At 65.9% G+C, this 18,153-nt stretch carries 15 protein-coding genes; all 15 read left to right on the plus strand.

What is annotated here, in order from left to right; all coding sequences use genetic code 11:
• Position 1 precedes the first annotated feature (1 nt).
• The 15 genes from uvrA to argH all read left to right on the plus strand — a co-directional run bounded on the left by uvrA (position 2) and on the right by argH (position 18,146).
• Positions 2–2,854, plus strand: a complete 2,853-nt coding sequence (gene uvrA, locus HMPREF3097_RS08890; protein WP_070761945.1) for an excinuclease ABC subunit UvrA — start codon at positions 2–4, stop codon at positions 2,852–2,854.
• A gap of 248 nt (positions 2,855–3,102) precedes the next feature.
• Complete coding sequence (gene infC / locus HMPREF3097_RS08895) at positions 3,103–3,627, plus strand: translation initiation factor IF-3 (RefSeq protein WP_081477610.1); 525 nt, start codon at positions 3,103–3,105, stop codon at positions 3,625–3,627.
• Positions 3,628–3,666: 39 nt separating this feature from the next.
• Positions 3,667–3,861: a 50S ribosomal protein L35 gene (rpmI, locus tag HMPREF3097_RS08900; protein WP_012360370.1), complete on the plus strand. Its 195-nt coding sequence runs from the start codon at positions 3,667–3,669 to the stop codon at positions 3,859–3,861.
• A gap of 65 nt (positions 3,862–3,926) precedes the next feature.
• Positions 3,927–4,310 carry a 50S ribosomal protein L20 gene (gene rplT, locus HMPREF3097_RS08905; protein WP_012360369.1) on the plus strand — a complete coding sequence of 128 codons (384 nt, stop codon included), beginning with the start codon at positions 3,927–3,929 and terminating at the stop codon, positions 4,308–4,310.
• Between the two features lie 193 nt (positions 4,311–4,503).
• Entirely contained in the window at positions 4,504–5,313 is an 810-nt protein-coding gene (locus HMPREF3097_RS08910) for a TrmH family RNA methyltransferase (protein ID WP_070761946.1), read from the plus strand.
• 92 nt (positions 5,314–5,405) lie between these two features.
• A complete protein-coding gene (gene pheS / locus HMPREF3097_RS08915; protein ID WP_141759418.1) occupies positions 5,406–6,413 on the plus strand; it encodes a phenylalanine--tRNA ligase subunit alpha in 1,008 nt (335 codons plus the stop codon).
• A gap of 72 nt (positions 6,414–6,485) precedes the next feature.
• Positions 6,486–9,053: a phenylalanine--tRNA ligase subunit beta gene (gene pheT, locus HMPREF3097_RS08920; protein WP_070761947.1), complete on the plus strand. Its 2,568-nt coding sequence runs from the start codon at positions 6,486–6,488 to the stop codon at positions 9,051–9,053.
• Between the two features lie 196 nt (positions 9,054–9,249).
• On the plus strand, positions 9,250–10,287 hold the full coding sequence (gene argC, locus HMPREF3097_RS08925) for an N-acetyl-gamma-glutamyl-phosphate reductase (RefSeq protein ID WP_070761948.1): 1,038 nt from the start codon (positions 9,250–9,252) through the stop codon (positions 10,285–10,287).
• Between the two features lie 123 nt (positions 10,288–10,410).
• The gene (gene argJ / locus HMPREF3097_RS08930; protein ID WP_070761949.1) at positions 10,411–11,613 is read left to right on the plus strand and encodes a bifunctional glutamate N-acetyltransferase/amino-acid acetyltransferase ArgJ; all 1,203 of its coding nucleotides are present in this window, start codon (positions 10,411–10,413) and stop codon (positions 11,611–11,613) included.
• A gap of 27 nt (positions 11,614–11,640) precedes the next feature.
• Positions 11,641–12,555: an acetylglutamate kinase gene (gene argB, locus HMPREF3097_RS08935; RefSeq protein ID WP_070758159.1), complete on the plus strand. Its 915-nt coding sequence runs from the start codon at positions 11,641–11,643 to the stop codon at positions 12,553–12,555.
• Positions 12,556–12,604: 49 nt separating this feature from the next.
• Positions 12,605–13,834, plus strand: coding sequence for an acetylornithine transaminase (locus tag HMPREF3097_RS08940; RefSeq protein WP_070761950.1), 1,230 nt, complete (start codon positions 12,605–12,607; stop codon positions 13,832–13,834).
• A gap of 2 nt (positions 13,835–13,836) precedes the next feature.
• On the plus strand, positions 13,837–14,775 hold the full coding sequence (gene argF / locus HMPREF3097_RS08945; protein ID WP_070761951.1) for an ornithine carbamoyltransferase: 939 nt from the start codon (positions 13,837–13,839) through the stop codon (positions 14,773–14,775).
• The gene (gene argR / locus HMPREF3097_RS08950; protein WP_070758165.1) at positions 14,760–15,242 is read left to right on the plus strand and encodes an arginine repressor; all 483 of its coding nucleotides are present in this window, start codon (positions 14,760–14,762) and stop codon (positions 15,240–15,242) included. The genes argF and argR overlap by 16 nt, the downstream gene beginning before the upstream one ends.
• Positions 15,243–15,376: 134 nt before the next feature.
• Entirely contained in the window at positions 15,377–16,576 is a 1,200-nt protein-coding gene (locus tag HMPREF3097_RS08955; protein ID WP_070761952.1) for an argininosuccinate synthase, read from the plus strand.
• 136 nt (positions 16,577–16,712) lie between these two features.
• Positions 16,713–18,146 carry an argininosuccinate lyase gene (argH, locus tag HMPREF3097_RS08960; RefSeq protein WP_210398578.1) on the plus strand — a complete coding sequence of 478 codons (1,434 nt, stop codon included), beginning with the start codon at positions 16,713–16,715 and terminating at the stop codon, positions 18,144–18,146.
• Positions 18,147–18,153: the final 7 nt, after the last annotated feature.

Below are 18,153 nucleotides of genomic sequence, written 5' to 3' on the forward strand. Positions count from 1 at the left end.
AGTGGCAGAGAAGCTTTTGGTCCGCGGTGCACGCGAGCACAACCTCAAGGGGGTGGACCTCGAGCTGCCGAGGGACAAAATGATCGTCTTCACGGGACTGTCCGGTTCCGGGAAGTCGTCGCTGGCCTTCGACACCATCTTCGCTGAGGGGCAACGGCGCTACGTCGAGTCCCTCAGCTCCTATGCCCGCATGTTCCTCGGTCGCCTCGACAAGCCGGATGTCGACTTCATCGAAGGCCTCTCGCCGGCGGTCTCCATCGACCAGAAGTCGACGAACCACAACCCGCGGTCCACGGTCGGCACCGTGACCGAGATCTTCGACTACCTGCGCCTGCTCTTCGCCCGCACCGGCACCCCGCACTGCCCGAAGTGCGGCGAGGTGATCCAGCGGCAAACCCCGCAGGAAATCGTGGACCAGATCATGGCCATGGAGGCCGGCACCAAGTTCCAGGTCCTCGCGCCGGTCGTGCGCACCCGCAAGGGCGAATTCGTTGACCTCTTCGAGGAACTCGCTGCGGAAGGTTACGCTCGCGTTCGGGTCGACGGCGAGGTCCACCGCCTGACCGATCCACCGCAGCTGGAAAAGCAGGTCAAGCACGACATCGACGTCGTCATCGACCGCCTCCAGGTGAAGGAAAGCCAGAAGCAGCGACTCACCGACTCCGTCGAGACGGCACTGCGCCGCGCGGACGGCGTCGTCGTCATCGAATTCGTCGACCTCGACGAAGATGACCCGAACCGGCAGCGCCGCTTCTCCGAGAAGATGGCCTGCCCCAACGGCCACGCCCTGCAGCTCGACGAGCTCGAGCCGCGCGCCTTCTCCTTCAACTCTCCATTTGGTGCCTGCCCGGCCTGCGACGGCCTGGGCACCAAGCTCGAGGTCGACGAGATGCTCGTCATCCCGGACGAGGATGCCCCGCTGAACAAGGCCATCGCGCCGTGGACCTCCAGCCCGAACGCGCGCTACTTCGACAAGCTCATCACCGCGCTGTCCAAGGAGCTGGACATCGACCCGAGCACCCCGTGGTCGGAGCTCACGAAGGCCGAACAGAAGGCTGTCCTGAAGGGGCACCCCACCCCGATCAGCGTGAGCTACAAGAACCGCTACGGCCGCCAGCGCCGGTACAACGCACCCTTCGAGGGCGTGATGCCATTCCTGAAGCGCAAGCTCGACCAGACCGACTCCGACTGGTCCAAGGAGCGCTACCGCAGCTACATGCGCGAGGTGGCGTGCCCGACGTGTAAGGGGGCGCGACTGAAGCCGGAGGTGTTGGCCGTGACCATCGCCTCGGGGGAGAAGGAGCTGTCCATCGCGGGCGTATCCGACCTGTCCATCGCCGAGGCGAGCGAGTTCCTGGATAACCTCACGCTGAACAAGCGACAGGAGATGATCGCCGGTGCGGTGCTGCGCGAGACACAGGCGCGGCTGAAGTTCCTGCTGGACGTCGGCCTGGACTACCTGGCCCTGTCCCGTTCGGCGGGCACACTCTCCGGTGGCGAGGCGCAGCGCATCCGCCTGGCGACCCAGATCGGTGCGGGTCTGGCAGGCGTGCTCTACGTGTTGGACGAGCCGTCGATTGGCCTGCACCAGCGGGATAATGCCCGGCTGATTACGACCCTGGAGAACCTCCGCGACCTGGGTAACACCCTGATCGTCGTCGAGCACGATGAGGACACGATCCGTGCGGCGGACTGGCTGGTGGATATCGGCCCGAATGCCGGCGAGTACGGCGGGCATATCGTGTATTCCGGCGAACCGAAGGGCATCACTGATGCCGAGGATTCGCTGACCGGCGATTACCTCGCCGGGCGCCGGGTACTGGCGGTGCCGGAGTCCCGCCGCGAGATTGATAATGAGCGGATGCTGACGATCCACGGGGCGCAGGAAAATAACCTCAAGAAGGTGGACGTGTCGATCCCGCTCGGTGTGATGACCTGCATCACCGGCGTGTCGGGTTCGGGCAAATCTTCCCTCGTCAACGGCATTCTGGCGCGGTCGCTGGCTAATCAGCTCAACGGTGCCCGCCTGGTGCCGGGGCACCACAAGAAGGTCAGTGGCCTGGATCAGCTGGACAAGCTCGTGCAGGTTGACCAGAGCCCGATCGGGCGCACCCCGCGCTCCAACCCGGCGACGTACACCGGTGTCTTCGACCGGGTGCGCAAGCTCTTCGCGGAGACCACCGAGGCGAAGGTGCGCGGCTACACGGCCGGGCGTTTCAGCTTCAATGTCAAGGGCGGGCGCTGCGAAGCCTGCCGCGGCGACGGCACGCTGAAGATTGAGATGAACTTCCTTCCGGACGTCTACGTCCCCTGCGAGGTCTGCGACGGTGCCCGGTACAACCGCGAGACGCTCGAGGTGAAGTACAAGGGCAAGAACATCGCCGAGGTGCTCGACATGCCGATCTCCGAGGCCGCGGAGTTCTTCGAGCCGATCACGGCGATCGCGCGTTACCTGAACACGCTCGTGGATGTTGGGTTGGGCTACGTGCGCCTCGGCCAGGCGGCCACCACGCTGTCTGGCGGTGAGGCGCAGCGCGTGAAGCTCGCAGCCGAGCTGCAGAAGCGCTCCAACGGGCGGACGATCTACATCCTCGACGAGCCGACCACTGGCCTGCACTTTGAGGACATTCGCAAGCTCATGCTGGTCCTGCAGGGACTGGTGGACAAGGGCAATACGGTGCTGATCATCGAGCACAACCTGGATGTCATCAAGTCCGCGGACTGGATCATCGACATGGGTCCGGAGGGTGGCTCGGGTGGCGGCACGGTCGTGGCCCAGGGGACCCCGGAGGATGTGGCGAAGGTCGACGGCTCCCATACCGCGACATACCTCGCGCCCATGTTGCCCGCCTAAGATCTGCGTGCTATATTCATGAGCACTACCGCTTGTCGTGTGTCGACAAGCTGCAAGTGGAGTTCTTTTTCTCCCACCTTAGACCGCCGTCACTGGCTGGGCTCGGGTCCAAAGCGAAGCTTTATGCTCGCAGCCTCTTCCATATGATTGAAGGGGCTTTCATTTGGGCGCTCCGGCGCGGGGGATTTTTCAGGGCTTCACAAGCAGTTGCGGTAAAGATCACTTACTACTGCTACTGAGGAGTTCACATCAGCGCTGAAGCTCGCATCAACGACCGAATTCGAGTCCCCGAGGTCCGACTCGTCGGTCCCAACGGAGAACAGGTCGGCATTGTCAAGACGGACGATGCTCGCAAGCTGGCCTATGAAGCAGACCTCGATCTTGTAGAGGTCGCGCCGAACGCCAAGCCGCCCGTGGCCAAGATCATGGACTACGGCAAGTTCAAGTATGAACAGGCTCAGAAGGCCCGCGAGGCTCGACGTAATCAGCAGCAGACTGTGGTCAAGGAGCAGAAGTTCCGCCCGAAGATCGATGACCACGACTACGAGACCAAGAAGGGCAACGTCGTTCGTTTCCTGGAGAAGGGCTCGAAGGTCAAGGTCACGATCATGTTCCGTGGTCGCGAGCAGTCCCGCCCCGAGCTGGGCTTCCGCCTCCTGGAGCGTCTTGCCGCTGACGTTGAGGAAGTCGGTCAGGTTGAGTCCCGTCCGAAGCAGGACGGTCGCAACATGACGATGGTTCTCGGCCCCGTCCGCAACAAGGGCAAGAAGTAGTCTCAGTAGTTCACAAACGTTGCTAGAGGATTTTCACCAATGAAGCAGAAGACGCACAAGGGTACCGCTAAGCGCATCAAGGTCACCGGTTCCGGCAAGCTCCGTCGCGAGCGCGCCTACCGCCGCCACCTTCTTGAGGGCAAGCCGTCCACCCGCACCCGCCGCCTGAAGGGCACCACCGACGTGTCCGCAGCCGACAACAAGCGCATGAAGCGCCTGCTGGGCAAGGCTTAATTACCTTAAGCCTCCCCCTTTTCTCGAAATACTAAAGAACAACCTGAAGTAAAGGACGTATCACCGTGGCACGTGTCAAGCGCTCTGTGAACGCAAAGAAGAAGCGTCGCGAAGTACTGAATTCCGCGAAGGGCTACCGGGGCCAGCGCTCCCGCCTGTACCGCAAGGCGAAGGAGCAGATGCTCCACTCCAAGACCTATGCCTTCCGCGACCGTCGCGCCCGCAAGGGTGAGTTCCGCAAGCTGTGGATCCAGCGCATCAACGCCGCTGCTCGTCAGAACGACATGACCTACAACCGCCTGATCCAGGGCCTGAAGCTGGCCGAGATCGAGGTCGACCGCAAGGTCCTGGCCGAGCTGGCTGTCTCCGACGCCGCTGCCTTCACCGCACTGTGCGAGGCTGCTAAGGCTGCTCTGCCGGAGGACGTCAACGCACCGGCGGCTTCCTAAAACCAGCCGAGGCGTTCAGCCTCCCACCGCCTTCGACGCGCTCCGCGTCGGGGCGGTTTTTTCATGTCTTCATGGGCTACCGTGCGTGCAAAGCGAGCTGGGTGCGTGGTGGTGGAGCTCCCGAACAGGGGAGAGGCGGGCAGCGGGGCACCACAGTCATCGCCTCGCAACAACCCGACTAGGGTGTGAAGCCATGGAGATGTTCACCGAACGCACGCCCCGCATCGTCAACGCCGCCAAGCTGCACCGAGCCGCCACCCGGCGCAAGACCGGTCGCTTCCTCGCCGAGGGGGAGAACGCGGTCACCGCAGCTCTCGCGCGCGGCGAGGTCCTCGACCTGTACGTCACCGAGGCTGCGTGGGAGCGCTTCCCCTTCCTCCAGGACGTCACCGGCACCCACGTCCACCTCATCACCGAACGTGCCGCCGACCACCTCTCCGAGACGGTCACCCACACCGGCCTATTCGCCCTCTGCGCAAACCAGATGGTCGACGACGATGCACTCATCGCTAGCGCCGTCAAGAACAGCCCACTCATTGCTGTGCCCGTCGAGACGAACGAGCCCGGGAACGCGGGAACCATCATCCGTGTCGCCGATGCTTTCGGCGCCGGGGGAGTCCTCTTCGCGGGAAATACCGTGGATCCGCAGGGTGGCAAGGCGGTGCGCGCATCAGCCGGAAGCCTGTTCAACCTGCCCGTTGCCCGCAACACCTCGGTGGTGGAGGTCGTCGAGAAACTCCACGAGGCGGAGTTCCAGATCCTCGCTACCGCAGCGGACGGGGATGTCACCCTCCACGAGGCGGCCGACCCCGCCAATGGCATGCTCGCCCAGCCCACCGCATGGCTGTTCGGCAACGAGGCGCACGGGCTGGGGGACTGGCTCGACCTTGCGGATATCCGCGTGAGTATCCCGATGCGCGGGCAGGCTGAATCGCTGAACCTCGCCACGGCGGCAAGTGTGTGCCTTTACGAATCCTCCAAAGCACAGATTGCTAAGCTGTAGCCTGAAATAGTCGTTTTACGTGTTGCGAGGAGCCCACGTTGTCGGAATCGCCAGTGTCGCCTGAGGCTGCTGTAGAAATCTCTGAAGAGTCGATGGGGGCGGCGGCCGAAGCCGCCGAGAAGGCCTTTACCTCCGCGACCAACCTCGAGGAACTCGCCGAGGCCCGCCGTGCCCACCTCGGCGACGACGCTCCGATCCCCGCTGCTCGCCGCTCCCTCGGCTCCCTGCCGAAGGACCAGCGCAAGGATGCCGGCCGCATCGTCAACATGGCACGTGGCCGCGTCGAGAAGCTCTTCGCTCAGGTCAAGGCCGAGCTGGAGGAGAAGCGCAACCAGGAGGCGCTGCGCGCCGAGCGCATCGACGTCACCCAGCCCACCACCCGCGGCCAGGTTGGCGCCCAGCACCCGATCACGATCCTCAACGAGCAGATCGCGGACATCTTCGTCGGCATGGGCTGGGAGATCGCCGACGGCCCGGAGGTCGAGGCAGAGTACTTCAACTTCGACTCCCTGAACTTCATCCCGGACCACCCGGCCCGCACCCTCCAGGACACGTTCCACATTGCACCGCAGGGCTCCCGCCAGGTGCTGCGCACCCACACCTCCCCGGTGCAGATGCGCACCATGCTCTCCCGCGAGGTGCCGATCTACATCGCCTGCCCGGGGCGCGTGTTCCGCACCGACGAGCTGGACGCCACCCACACCCCGGTCTTCCACCAGGTCGAGGGGCTGGCCGTGGATAAGGGCCTGACGATGGCTCACCTCAAGGGCACCCTGGACCATCTCGCGAAGTCCCTGTTCGGCCCGAACACCAAGACCCGTATCCGCCCGAACTACTTCCCGTTCACCGAGCCCTCCGCCGAGGTTGACGTCTGGTTCGAGGACAAGAAGGGCGGCGCCGGTTGGATCGAGTGGGGTGGCTGCGGCATGGTCAACCCCAACGTCCTCATCGCCGCGGGAATCGACCCGGAGGAGTACTCGGGTTTTGCCTTCGGCATGGGCATCGAGCGCACTCTGCAGTTCCGCAACGGTCTGCCTGACATGCGCGACATGGTGGAAGGCGACGTCCGTTTCACCCTGCCATTCGGGGTCCGCGGCTAAGCCCCGCAGTACCCCGCCGCCACAACAACCTCCGCTCCACAACTCTTCTGGCAAAAGGACCTTTTCAAGCACATGTTGATTTCTCAGAACTGGCTCACCCGGATCCTGCAGACCGCGAACCCTAGCTGGTCTGTGGACTCCGAGGAACTCGACGCAGGTTTCGTCCGCGTCGGCTTCGAGACGGAGGGCTACGAGCGCCTCCCGAAGACCGAGGGGCCACTCGTCATCGGCAGGGTGAGCAACATCGAGGAGCTGGAGGGCTTCAAGAAGCCGATCCGCTACTGTGAGATCGCCGTCGGCGAGGCCAACGGCACCGGCGAGCCACAGAACATCATTTGTGGTGCCCGCAACTTCGCCGAGGGCGACTACGTGATCGTCGCCCTGCCGGGCACCGTGCTGCCTGGCCCGTTCGAGATCTCCGCGCGCAAGACCTACGGCAAGATCTCCGAGGGCATGATGTGCTCCGCCTCTGAACTCGGCCTCTACGACGGCACCAGCCCCGGCATCATCACCGTCTCCGAGGAGGAGATCAAGGTCAACGGGCTCGCCGTCGGCGACGACGCCCGTGGCCTGCTGGGCCTGGATGACACGGTCTTCGAGGTCAACGTCACCCCGGACCGCGGCTATGCGCTGTCCGCCCGCGGCCTGGCCCGCGAGCTGGCGTCCTCCTTCGAGCTGCAGTACCGCGACCCGGCGCTCGATCCAGCGGCTGCCGCTCTCGACGATGACCTCTTCGCCGGCATCCCGGGCATCAAGGAAGACATCCTTTCCCTGGAGGTCGAGGAGGATGCGAAGTGCTCCCTCTTCGGTATCCGCAAGGTCGAGGGCATTGACCCGACCGCCGAGTCCCCGCTGTGGCTGCAGCGCGAGCTGATGCTCTGCGGCCAGCGCCCGGTTAACGCCGCCACGGACGTCACGAATTACGTCATGATGCTGCTCGGCCAGCCGATGCACGCCTTCGACGCTGGCAAGATCACCGGCAACCTGCGGGTGCACCGCGCCTCCGAGGGCGACACTCTGACCACCCTGGACGGTGTGGAGCGGACCCTGTCCAGCGAGGACGTCGTCATCTCCGACGACTCTGGCATCCAGTCCCTGGCCGGTGTGATGGGCGGCAGCACCTCCGAGATCTCCGATGAGACCGTCGATGTGCTCTTCGAGGCCGCTCACTGGGATGAGCTCACCGTGGCCCGCACCTGCCGCCGCCACAAGCTCTCCTCTGAGTCCTCCCGCCGCTTCGAGCGCGGCACCGACGCCGCGATCATCGGCAATGCCCTGGACTTCGCGGTCTCGCTGCTGGTCCGCATCGCTGGCGGCAAGGTGGTGCACGGCCGCACCATGGTCGGCGAGGTGCCGAGCATGCCGACGATCCAGATGCACACCAACCGTCCGGGCAAGGTTGCGGGCATGATCTACCCGGACGGCACCACGATCGGTCGCCTCCGCGAGGTAGGCTGCACCGTCCGCGAGACCGGCCTGCGCGATGGCCAGGGTGCCCGCCAGATCGAGGTCACCCCGCCGACCTGGCGCCCGGACCTGACCATCCCGGCCGACCTGGTGGAGGAGGTTCTCCGTCTCGAGGGGCTGGAGAACATCCCATCGGTCCTGCCGCACGCACCGGTCGGCCGCGGCCTGACGCCACGCCAGCGCCTGCGCCGCCGCATCGGCCACGCGATGGCCTGGAATGGCTTCGCGGAGATCCTGCCGACGCCGTTCATCGCCAACGATGTTTTCGACGAGTGGGGCCTGGCGGAGGATGATCCGCGCCGCAACGTGGTGAAGGTCCAGAACCCGCTGGAGTCTGATCACGCTTCTCTGGGCACCACGCTGCTGCCGTCCATGATCGACGCCCTGCGCCGCAACTCCGCGCGTGGTCAGAAGGACGTCGCCCTGTTCGGCGTGGAGCAGGTTTCCCTGCCCCGCCTGCCGGAAAGCGGGCGCAAGCCGACCCCGATGCCCGCTGTGACCCAGCGCCCGTCCGAGGCGGAGCTGGACGAGCTGGCTCAGACCCTGCCGGAGCAGCCGCTCTACGTGGCGATGGTCGCCGCCGGCCAGCGCGCTCTGCAGGGCCCGTGGGGTGGCGCGGAGAACTTCGAGGCTCAGGACGCCTTCGAGGCAGCCCGCCTGATCGGGCGTGCGGCTGGTGTGGACGTGGAGTTCCGCAACGCCGAGTTCCTGCCGTGGCACCCGGGCCGCTGTGCGGAGATCCTGGTCGACGGCACCGTGGTGGGGCACGCGGGCGAGCTGCACCCGCAGGTCTGCGAGCGCGCCAACATCCCGGCCCGGAGCATCGCGCTCGAGATCGACCTGGACGCGCTCCCGGTGGAGGAGCGCTTCCCGCAGCCCAAGGTGTCTGCCTTCCCGCCGGTCTACCAGGACGTGGCCCTCGTGGTTGACGAGGATCTGCCGGTTGCCGAGGTGCAGAAGGTGCTGCAGGAGGGGGCCGGCGAGCTGCTGGAGAGCATCCGCCTGTTCGACATTTACGAGTCGGATTCGCTGGCCCAGGGCAAGCGTTCGCTGACCTTCTCCCTGAGCTTCCGTGCGACGGACCGCACGCTGACCGAGGATGAGGCATCGGAGGGTCGCCGTGCGGCCATCGACGCCGCCACGGCGAAACTGGGTGCTGAGCTTCGCTCCTAGGGCACAGCTTCGCTGCTAGGACACAGCTTCGCTCCTAATGTGCAGCTGCGTTCTTAGGGCGCGGCCGTGCTCTGAGGGGAGCGGACCTCTAGAACATACCCCTTATGCAGCCCGCGAGGACCACCATCGCGGGCTGCATATTTTGCATAAGCGTGTATATATTGCATTTTTCTGTGATCGGGCGCATAATTAAAGAATGAAGAAGATTGCAGTCGCAGGAGCCAGCGGTTACGCAGGCGGGGAAGCTCTCCGCTTGCTGCTCAACCACCCGGGATACGGCGTGGACTTCGAGATCGGGGCCCTCACTGGGGGTTCCAACGCCGGCCAGAACTTCGGGGAACTCGCCCCGGCACTGACCCCCTTGGCGGATCGCACCCTCCAGGAGACCACCCCGGAGGTGCTCGCCGAGCACGACATGGCGATTCTCGCTCTCCCGCACGGCGTTTCTGCCACCCTCGTGGAGCAGGGGCTGCCGGAAGATATGAAGATCGTGGACTGTGGTGCGGATTACCGGCTGCGCAACGAGGACCTGTGGGAGCGCTACTACGGCACCCCGCACGCCGGTAGCTGGACCTATGGCATCCCGGAGATGCCCGGCCACCGCGAGGAGATCGCCGCAGCTAACCGCGTCGCCGCCCCCGGCTGCTTCCCGACCGGCGCGACCATCGCCGCTATGCCCGGCATCGCCGCCGGCATGATGGCCCCACAGGTCTCCGTTGTTTCCGTCACCGGCGTCTCGGGGGCGGGTAAGAAGCCCAGCGTGGCCCTGCTCGGTGCCGAAACCATGCAGAACCTCCGCGCCTACGGTGTGATGACCCACCGGCACGCCCCGGAGATCAAGCAGAACCTCCTCGAGCTCGTCCCGGGTGGCGACCAGGGCGACGACGTCCACGTCACCTTCACCCCCGTCCTAGCACCGCTCGTGCGCGGCATCCTCACGACCGTCACCGCACCGGCCCGCGGTAGCGCCGCCGACGTCCGACGCGCCTACGAGGACTTCTGCGCATCCGAGCCCTTCCTGCACCTCCTGCCGGAAGGCCAGCAGCCAGAGACCCGCCACGTCGCCGGTACCAACATGGTTCATCTGCAGGTCGCCGTGGACGACGGCATGATCGTCGCGACCTCCGCGATCGACAACCTGACCAAGGGCACCGCGGGCGCTGCCGTCCAGTGCCTCAACCTGATGAACGGTTGGGACGAGACCGCAGGCCTGCCGACCATCGCCGCGACCTAACTCAGCGACAACCTAACGCAGCAGCGTCTTAATACAGCGCCGTCGTAACACAGCGCCGTTCCACACGCCGAACAACACACCCACCACATCAACCCCTTTGAAGAAGTAGAAGAAGAGCACGCAGTGAGCACCCAGCCTGAACACCACAACCCACAAGCCGGTCAGTGCACCGGAGTCACCGCCCCGGCTGGCTTCCGCGCCGCCGGCGTCACCGCAGGCATTAAGCCCTCCGGCAACCCGGACATGGCCCTGCTGGTCAACGACGGCCCCGACTACCACGCCGCCGCGTTGTTCACCCGTAACCAGATCAAGGCCGCGCCTGTCCAGCTGACCAAGTCGCTGCACAACGGAACTTTCCGCGCAGCCGTCATCAACGCCGGCAACGCGAATGCCTGCACGGGGGAGCAGGGCATGGCGGACGCGAAGCGCACCGGCGAGCTCGTCGGCAGCGCGCTGGGGATTGACGCCGCGGACGTGGCCGTGTGCTCCACCGGCCTGATCGGCGACCTGCTGCCGATGGACAAGATCGAGGCGGGAGTTGGTGCGCTGGCCTCCGAGCTCTCCACCGACCTCGAAGCAGGTACCAAGGCAGCCGAGGCGATCATGACCACGGATACCGTCATCAAGCAGGCGGTCTACGAGGGTGATGGCTGGAGCATCGGCGCGATGGCCAAGGGCGTGGGAATGATGGCCCCATCCCTGGCCACGATGCTGGTCTTCCTCACCACCGACGCCAAGCTGCCCAGCGCAGAGGCCGCCCAGGAGGCGTTGGGGGCGGCCAGCGGGGTCACCTTCGACTGCATCGACGTGGACGGCTCCACTTCCACCAACGACACCCTCATCATGCTCGCCAACGGTGCCTCCGGTGTGGAGCCGGACGCCGCTGAGTTCGCCCGCGCGGTCCACGAGGTGTGCCTCGACCTCACCCGCCAGCTGCAGGGTGATGCCGAGGGCGTGACCAAGAAGGTCGCGATCACCGTCACCGGCGCAGCTACGGACGAGGAGGCCAAGGCCGCCGCGCGCGTCATCGGCCGCGACAACCTCTTCAAGTGCGCGATGTTCGGCTCCGACCCGAACTGGGGCCGCGTGCTCGCCGCCGTCGGCATGGCCCCGGTGACCATGGATCCGAGCAAGATTCGGGTGTCCTTCAACGGCCACGACGTCTGCGTCGACGCCGCCGGAACCCCGAACGCCCGCGAGGTTGATCTCTCGGGTGAGGACATCGACGTCGAGGTCAACCTCGCCAGCGGCGACGGCGCGGCCACCGTCTGGACCACCGACCTGTCCTACTCCTACGTCGAGATCAACTCCGAGTACTCCAGCTAAGCGCCAGCGGTAACCCAAGGATTCACCATGCCTAAGATTCACGACTCCTCCTGCACCAGCGGGCTGACCCCGTCGCAGCGCTCCCACGTGCTGGCCGAGGCCCTGCCGTGGCTGCTGCACTACCGCGACAAGATCGTGGTGGTGAAGTACGGCGGCAACGCCATGATCGACGACGAGCTCAAGCGTGCCTTTGCCGCCGACATGGTCTTCCTCCGCGCTGTCGGCGCGCGCCCCGTCGTCGTGCACGGCGGCGGGCCGCAGATCAACACGATGCTCGACAAGGTCGGCCTGGAAGGGGAGTTTCGCGGTGGCTTCCGCGTCACCTCGCCTGAGGTCATGGAGTACGTGCGCATGGTGCTCTTCGGCAAGGTCGGTCGCGAGCTGGTCGGCCTCATCAACGAGCACGGGCCCTACGCGGTGGGCGCCTCCGGCGAGGATGCTGGCCTGTTCACGGCCGAGAAGTTCCAGCCCGAGATCGATGGGGAACTGGTGGACATCGGCCGGGTCGGCAATATCACCGACGTCGACCCCACCAGCCTGTTCGACCTCATCGATGCCGGCCGCATCCCGGTGGTTTCGACGATTGCCCCGGATGACGACGGTCTGGTCTACAACATCAATGCCGACACCGCCGCTGGTGCGCTGGCGGGAGCCCTGGACGCCGAGCGCCTCGTCATGCTCACCAACGTGCCGGGGCTCTACACCGACTGGCCGAACCGGGACTCGCTGGTTTCCAGCCTCACCCCCGAGGAGCTGGAGGAGCTCCTCCCGACCCTGGATAGCGGCATGATCCCGAAGATGACCGCCTGCCTGGACGCCATTCGCAACGGCGCGAAGGCCGCCCACGTCATCGATGGGCGTGTGCCGCACTCGGTGATCCTCGAGCTGATGACCGAAGGCGGTATCGGCACGATGATCGCCGCAGAGTCCTACGAGCACTAAAACCCAGCAGCAAGAAACTTCCGACGCACAACCCCGAAGGATCAAGGCGATGAGCAACACTGAATCTCAAGCCACTCCCGCCACGGAAGCCACCTGGCAGGACCGCTGGCAGCACACGCTGATGGACACCTACGGCACCCCGGCGCTGAACCTCGTCAAGGGCCAGGGCAGCTACGTCTGGGATAGCGAGGGCAAGAAGTACCTCGACCTGCTCTCCGGCATCGCGGTCAACGCCCTGGGGCACGCCCACCCAGCGATCGTCGAGGCCGTGACCACCCAGCTGCAGACCCTGGGGCACACCTCGAATGTCTTTGCCCACCCGCAGGTCATCGAGCTCGCGGGGAAGGTGACCTCGCTGGTCGGTACCGAGGAGGCTGCGGACGCCCGCGTGTTCTTCTGTAACTCCGGCGCCGAGGCCAACGAAGCCGCGTTCAAGATCGCGCGCGCGACTGGGCGGCCGAAGATCCTGGCCGCCGAGCGGGGCTTCCACGGGCGCACGATGGGGTCCCTGGCGCTGACCGGCCAGCCGGATAAGCGCAAGCCCTTCGAACCGATGCCAGCGGGCGTGGAGTACTACCCCTACGGCGACCTCGACGCCGTCGACGCCATGGCCGACGAGAACACCGCCGCCATCATCCTGGAGGCGATCCAGGGCGAGACCGGCGTGATCCCCGCCCCGGAGGGCTTCCTCGCCGGGCTGCGTCGCATCTGCGACGAGCGCGGGATCCTCCTCATTGTCGACGAGGTCCAGGCGGGCATGGGGCGCACCGGCGCCTGGTTCGGTTTCCAGTCCGATGGTTCCGGCGTTGTTCCGGACGTCATCACCATGGCCAAGGGACTGGGCGGCGGGCTCCCGATCGGCGCCTGCCTGGCCATGCCCCGTGCCCAACTGCTGGCCAAGGGCATGCACGGCACCACCTTCGGCGGCAACCCGGTGGTCTGCGCTGCGGCTAATGCCGTGATCGATGAGATCAAGGAACAGAACCTGCTGGAGAACGTGCAGGAGGTCGGGGCGCAGCTGGTCGCTGCCCTGCAGAACCACCCGCGGGTCACCGAGATCCGCGGCCGCGGCTTGATGCTGGGCGTCGTTCTGGACACCCCGTGCGAGCTCGACCCCGCGAACTACGGAATCCTGCTGAACAAGCCCTCGCCGGAGGTGCTGCGCATCGTGCCGCCGCTGAACCTGAGCCCCGCCGAGGCCGATGAGGCAGCGTCGAAGATCACCGCGATGCTCGACGACCTACCGAACCCAACCGAGACGTCGACCACAGAAAGCTAGATATGACCCTCGCAGAAAAGAACACTAAGCCCCTGCGCCACATGCTGGCGGACGACGACCTCACCCCGGCCGAGCAGGCGCAGGTCCTGGACCTGGCGGAGAAGGTGAAGGCCGACCGCTACGGCAATCCCTTCCGCAACATCCTGGAGCGCCAGTCCGTGGCGGTGCTGTTCGACAAGACCTCCACCCGCACCCGCTTCTCCTTCAGCGCCGGGATCACCGAGCTGGGCGGCAGCCCGATCGTCGTGGACTCCGGTAGTTCCCAGATGGGCAAGGGGGAGACTTTCCAGGACACCGGAGCGGTGCTCTCGCGGTTCGCCAGCATGATCGTGTGGCGCACCGGTGCGCACAGCAACCTCGCGGAGATGGCCGAGACCGCGACGGTGCCGATCATCAACTCCCTTTCCGATGATTTCCACCCCTGCCAGATCCTCGCGGACCTGCAGACCATCCGGGAGAAGAAGGGCGAGCTGGCCGGGTTGAAGGCCATCTACTTCGGCGACGGCGCCAACAACATGGCCAACAGCTACATGCTCGGCTTCGCCACCGCAGGCATCGACATCACGATCTGCGCCCCGGAGGGCTTCCAGCCAGAGGCGGAGTTCGTGGAGCGGGCAAAGAAGCGGGCCGCGGAGACCGGAGCCACCGTCACCGTGACGGATGAGGTCACCGCCGCGGACGCCGACGTCGTCATCACGGACACGTGGGTGTCCATGGGCCAGGACCCGAACGTCGACCGCAGCGCCCTGCGCGCCTACCAGGTCAACGAGGAGCTCATGGCGGAGGCGAAGGAGGACGCGATCTTCCTGCACTGCCTGCCCGCCTACCGCGGCAACGAGGTCACCGCCGAGGTTATCGACGGCGAGCAGTCGGTGGTCTTCGACGAGGCCGAAAACCGCCTGCACGCGCAAAAGGCGCTGATGGTATGGCTGCTCCGTTAGACCGGCCGGCCGCGCCGTCGAAGTCCGCCCGGCAGGCGGCCATCGCACGGGTGATCGGCCAGCACCAGGTGGCGAACCAGCGCGAGCTGCTCGACATCCTGCACACCATGGATATCGAGATCACGCAGGCCACGCTCTCCCGGGACCTCGTGGACCTGGGAGCCCGCAAGGTGCGCACCGACGGCAAGTCCCACTACACCCTGGCCGAAGCCATGGTGGGGGACGGGCCAGCGCACCTGCGCCGGGTGCTTTCCGAGCTGCTGGTCGCCCACGACGATTCTGGCAACATCGCGGTGCTGCGCACCCCGCCGGGGGCTGCTCAATACCTGGCCAGCGTCCTCGACCGCTCGGAACTGCCGCAGACGGTGGGTACCATCGCGGGTGATGACACGGTCTTTGTGCTCGCCCGCGAGGGGCACAGCGGGGCCCAGGTCGCGGAGTATTTCGCAGAGCTGGCCCGCGGCTAGGAACCGTGCCAGCGATCCGGTGGGCAAGCGGCCGTCCAGAATGGACGCCACTAGCCCGCGCCGGATGCTCAACAAAAAATCTGAACAACTAGAATCTTTAAAAGAAGAACAGAAAACGGGGAAAGGAAACCTCAATGAAGGATCGCGTCGTACTCGCATACTCCGGTGGCCTGGACACCACCGTCGCCATCAGCTGGATCGCCAAGGAGCGCAATGCTGAGGTCATCGCCGTGTCCATCGACCTGGGCCAGGGTGGCGAGGACATGGAGACCGTCCGCCAGCGCGCGCTCGGCGCCGGCGCTGTGGAGTCCATCGTCGTGGACGCCCGCGACGAGTTCGCCAACGACTACTGCCTGCCGACCATCAAGGCCAACGGTCTGTACATGAAGGAGTACCCGCTGGTCTCCGCGATCTCCCGCCCGCTGATCGTCAAGCACATGGCCGAGGCTGCCAAGGAGCACAACGGCACTGCCGTCGCCCACGGCTGCACCGGTAAGGGCAACGACCAGGTCCGTTTCGAGGTCGGCTTCGCCAACACCGCACCGGAGCTGGAGATCATCGCCCCGGCCCGCGACTACGCCTGGACCCGCGACAAGGCCATCGCCTTCGCCGAGGAAAACGACATCCCGATCGAGCAGTCCAAGTCCTCCCCGTTCTCCATCGACCAGAACGTCTGGGGCCGTGCGGTCGAGACCGGCTACCTGGAGGACCTGTGGAACGCCCCGACCAAGGACGTCTACGCCTACACCGAGGACCCGGCCCTGGGCCAGGCCCCGGATGAGGTCATCATCTCCTTCGAGGCCGGCGTGCCGGTGGCCATCGACGGCCGCAAGGTGACCGTCCTGGAGGCCATCGAGGAGCTCAACCGCCGCGCTGGTGCGCAGGGCGTGGGCCGCCTGGACATGGTCGAGGACCGCCTGGTGGGCATCAAGTCCCGCGAGATCTACGAGGCTCCGGGCGCGATGACCCTCATCCGCGCGCACGAGGCCATGGAGGCCGTCACCATCGAGCGCGAGCTGGCTCGTTACAAGCGCGGCATCGACGCCGAGTGGTCCGACCTGGTCTACGACGGCCTGTGGTTCTCCCCGCTGAAGCGCTCCCTGGATGCCTTCATCGAGGAGTCCCAGGAGCACGTCACCGGCGACATCCGCCTGGTGCTGCACGCCGGCAACATCATCATCAATGGCCGCCGTTCCGACCACTCCCTCTACGACTTCAACCTGGCCACCTACGACGAGGGCGATAGCTTCGACCAGTCCCTGGCCAAGGGCTTCGTGGAGCTGCACGGCCTGTCCTCCAAGATCGCCGCTAAGCGCGATATGGGCATCCTGTAATAGCCCCTTCCTGGCGGGCGGTCCCGTTCGTGGGGCTGCCCGCCGTTAGTTTCTTTAAGACCGACTTTCTTTCACGACGTCACTCACGGAGAGGAATCCTTCAATGGCAGATCACGGTGCGTCCAACCCCGGTGCGCTGGACAAGCACGGCACGAACGAGGGCGCGCTCTGGGGCGGCCGCTTTTCCGGCGGCCCTTCGGAGGCCATGTTCGCGCTGTCCGTGTCCACCCACTTCGACTGGGTGCTCGCCCCCTATGACGTGCTCGCCTCGAAGGCACACGCGAAGGTGCTGAATCGGGCCGGGCTCCTCTCCGACGCCGACCTGGAGACCATGCTGAACGGGCTGGACCAGCTGGGTCGGGACGTCGCGGAGGGTTCCTTCGTCCCCGCACCCTCCGACGAGGACGTCCACGGCGCGATGGAGCGCGGCCTGATCGACCGGGTCGGCCCGGAGGTCGGCGGTCGCCTGCGCGCGGGACGTTCCCGCAATGACCAGGTGGCTGCGATGTTCCGCATGTGGATCCGCGACGCGATCCGCGACATCGCCGTCCAGGTCACCGAGCTGATCGACGCGCTGGCTGCCCAGGCGAAGGCTCACCCGGAGGCGATCATGCCGGGTAAGACGCACTCCCAGGCTGCCCAGCCGATCTTGCTGGCCCACTCGCTGTTGGCTCACGCCCAGCCGCTGCTGCGCGATATTCAGCGCCTGCAGGACCTGGATAAGCGCCTGGCTGTCTCGCCTTATGGCTCGGGCGCGCTGGCTGGTTCCTCGCTGAAGCTGGACCCGGAGGCCATCGCAGAGGAGCTCGGCTTCGACTCCGCGGCGGATAACTCCCTGGACGGTACTTCCTCCCGCGACTTCGCCTCCGAGACGGCATTCGTGCTCGCGCAGATCGCGGTGGACATGTCCCGCCTGGCCGAGGAGATCATCTACTGGTGCACCCCGGAGTACGGCTACGTCACGCTCTCTGATTCCTGGTCCACCGGCTCTTCGATCATGCCGCAGAAGAAGAACCCAGATGTGCCTGAGCTCGTGCGCGGCAAGACGGGTCGGTTGATCGGTAACCTCTCCGGGCTGATGGCCACCCTCAAGGGCCTGCCGCTGGCGTACAACCGCGACCTGCAGGAGGACAAGGAGCCGATCGTCGACTCGGTGGCACAGCTCAATCTGCTGCTGCCGGCGATGACTGGTCTGGTATCCACCCTGACCTTCCACGAGGACCGTATGCGCGAGCTCGCCCCGGCGGGCTTCACGCTCGCGACGGATCTGGCGGAGTGGATGGTGCGCCAGGGCGTGCCGTTCCGGGAGGCTCACGAGGCTTCGGGTTCCTGCGTTCGTATCGCGGAGTCCCGCGGCGTGGACCTCATCGACCTCACCGACGAGGAGCTTGCCTCCGTGGATTCTCGGCTCACCCCGGAGGTTCGCGAGGTGCTCACCATCGATGGCGCGGTGGCGTCCCGGTCGACCCGTGGCGGCACCGCCGGTGTGCGGGTCGCCGAGCAGCGGGAGCGCGTCGAGACGCTTTCCGGTGAGCTGCGCGGGTGGGCGGAAACGCCGGTCCGCGGCTAAGGAAAGA

The sequence above is a fragment of the Corynebacterium sp. HMSC27B11 genome (genome assembly GCF_001815985.1).
Classification (GTDB): Bacteria; Actinomycetota; Actinomycetes; order Mycobacteriales; family Mycobacteriaceae; genus Corynebacterium.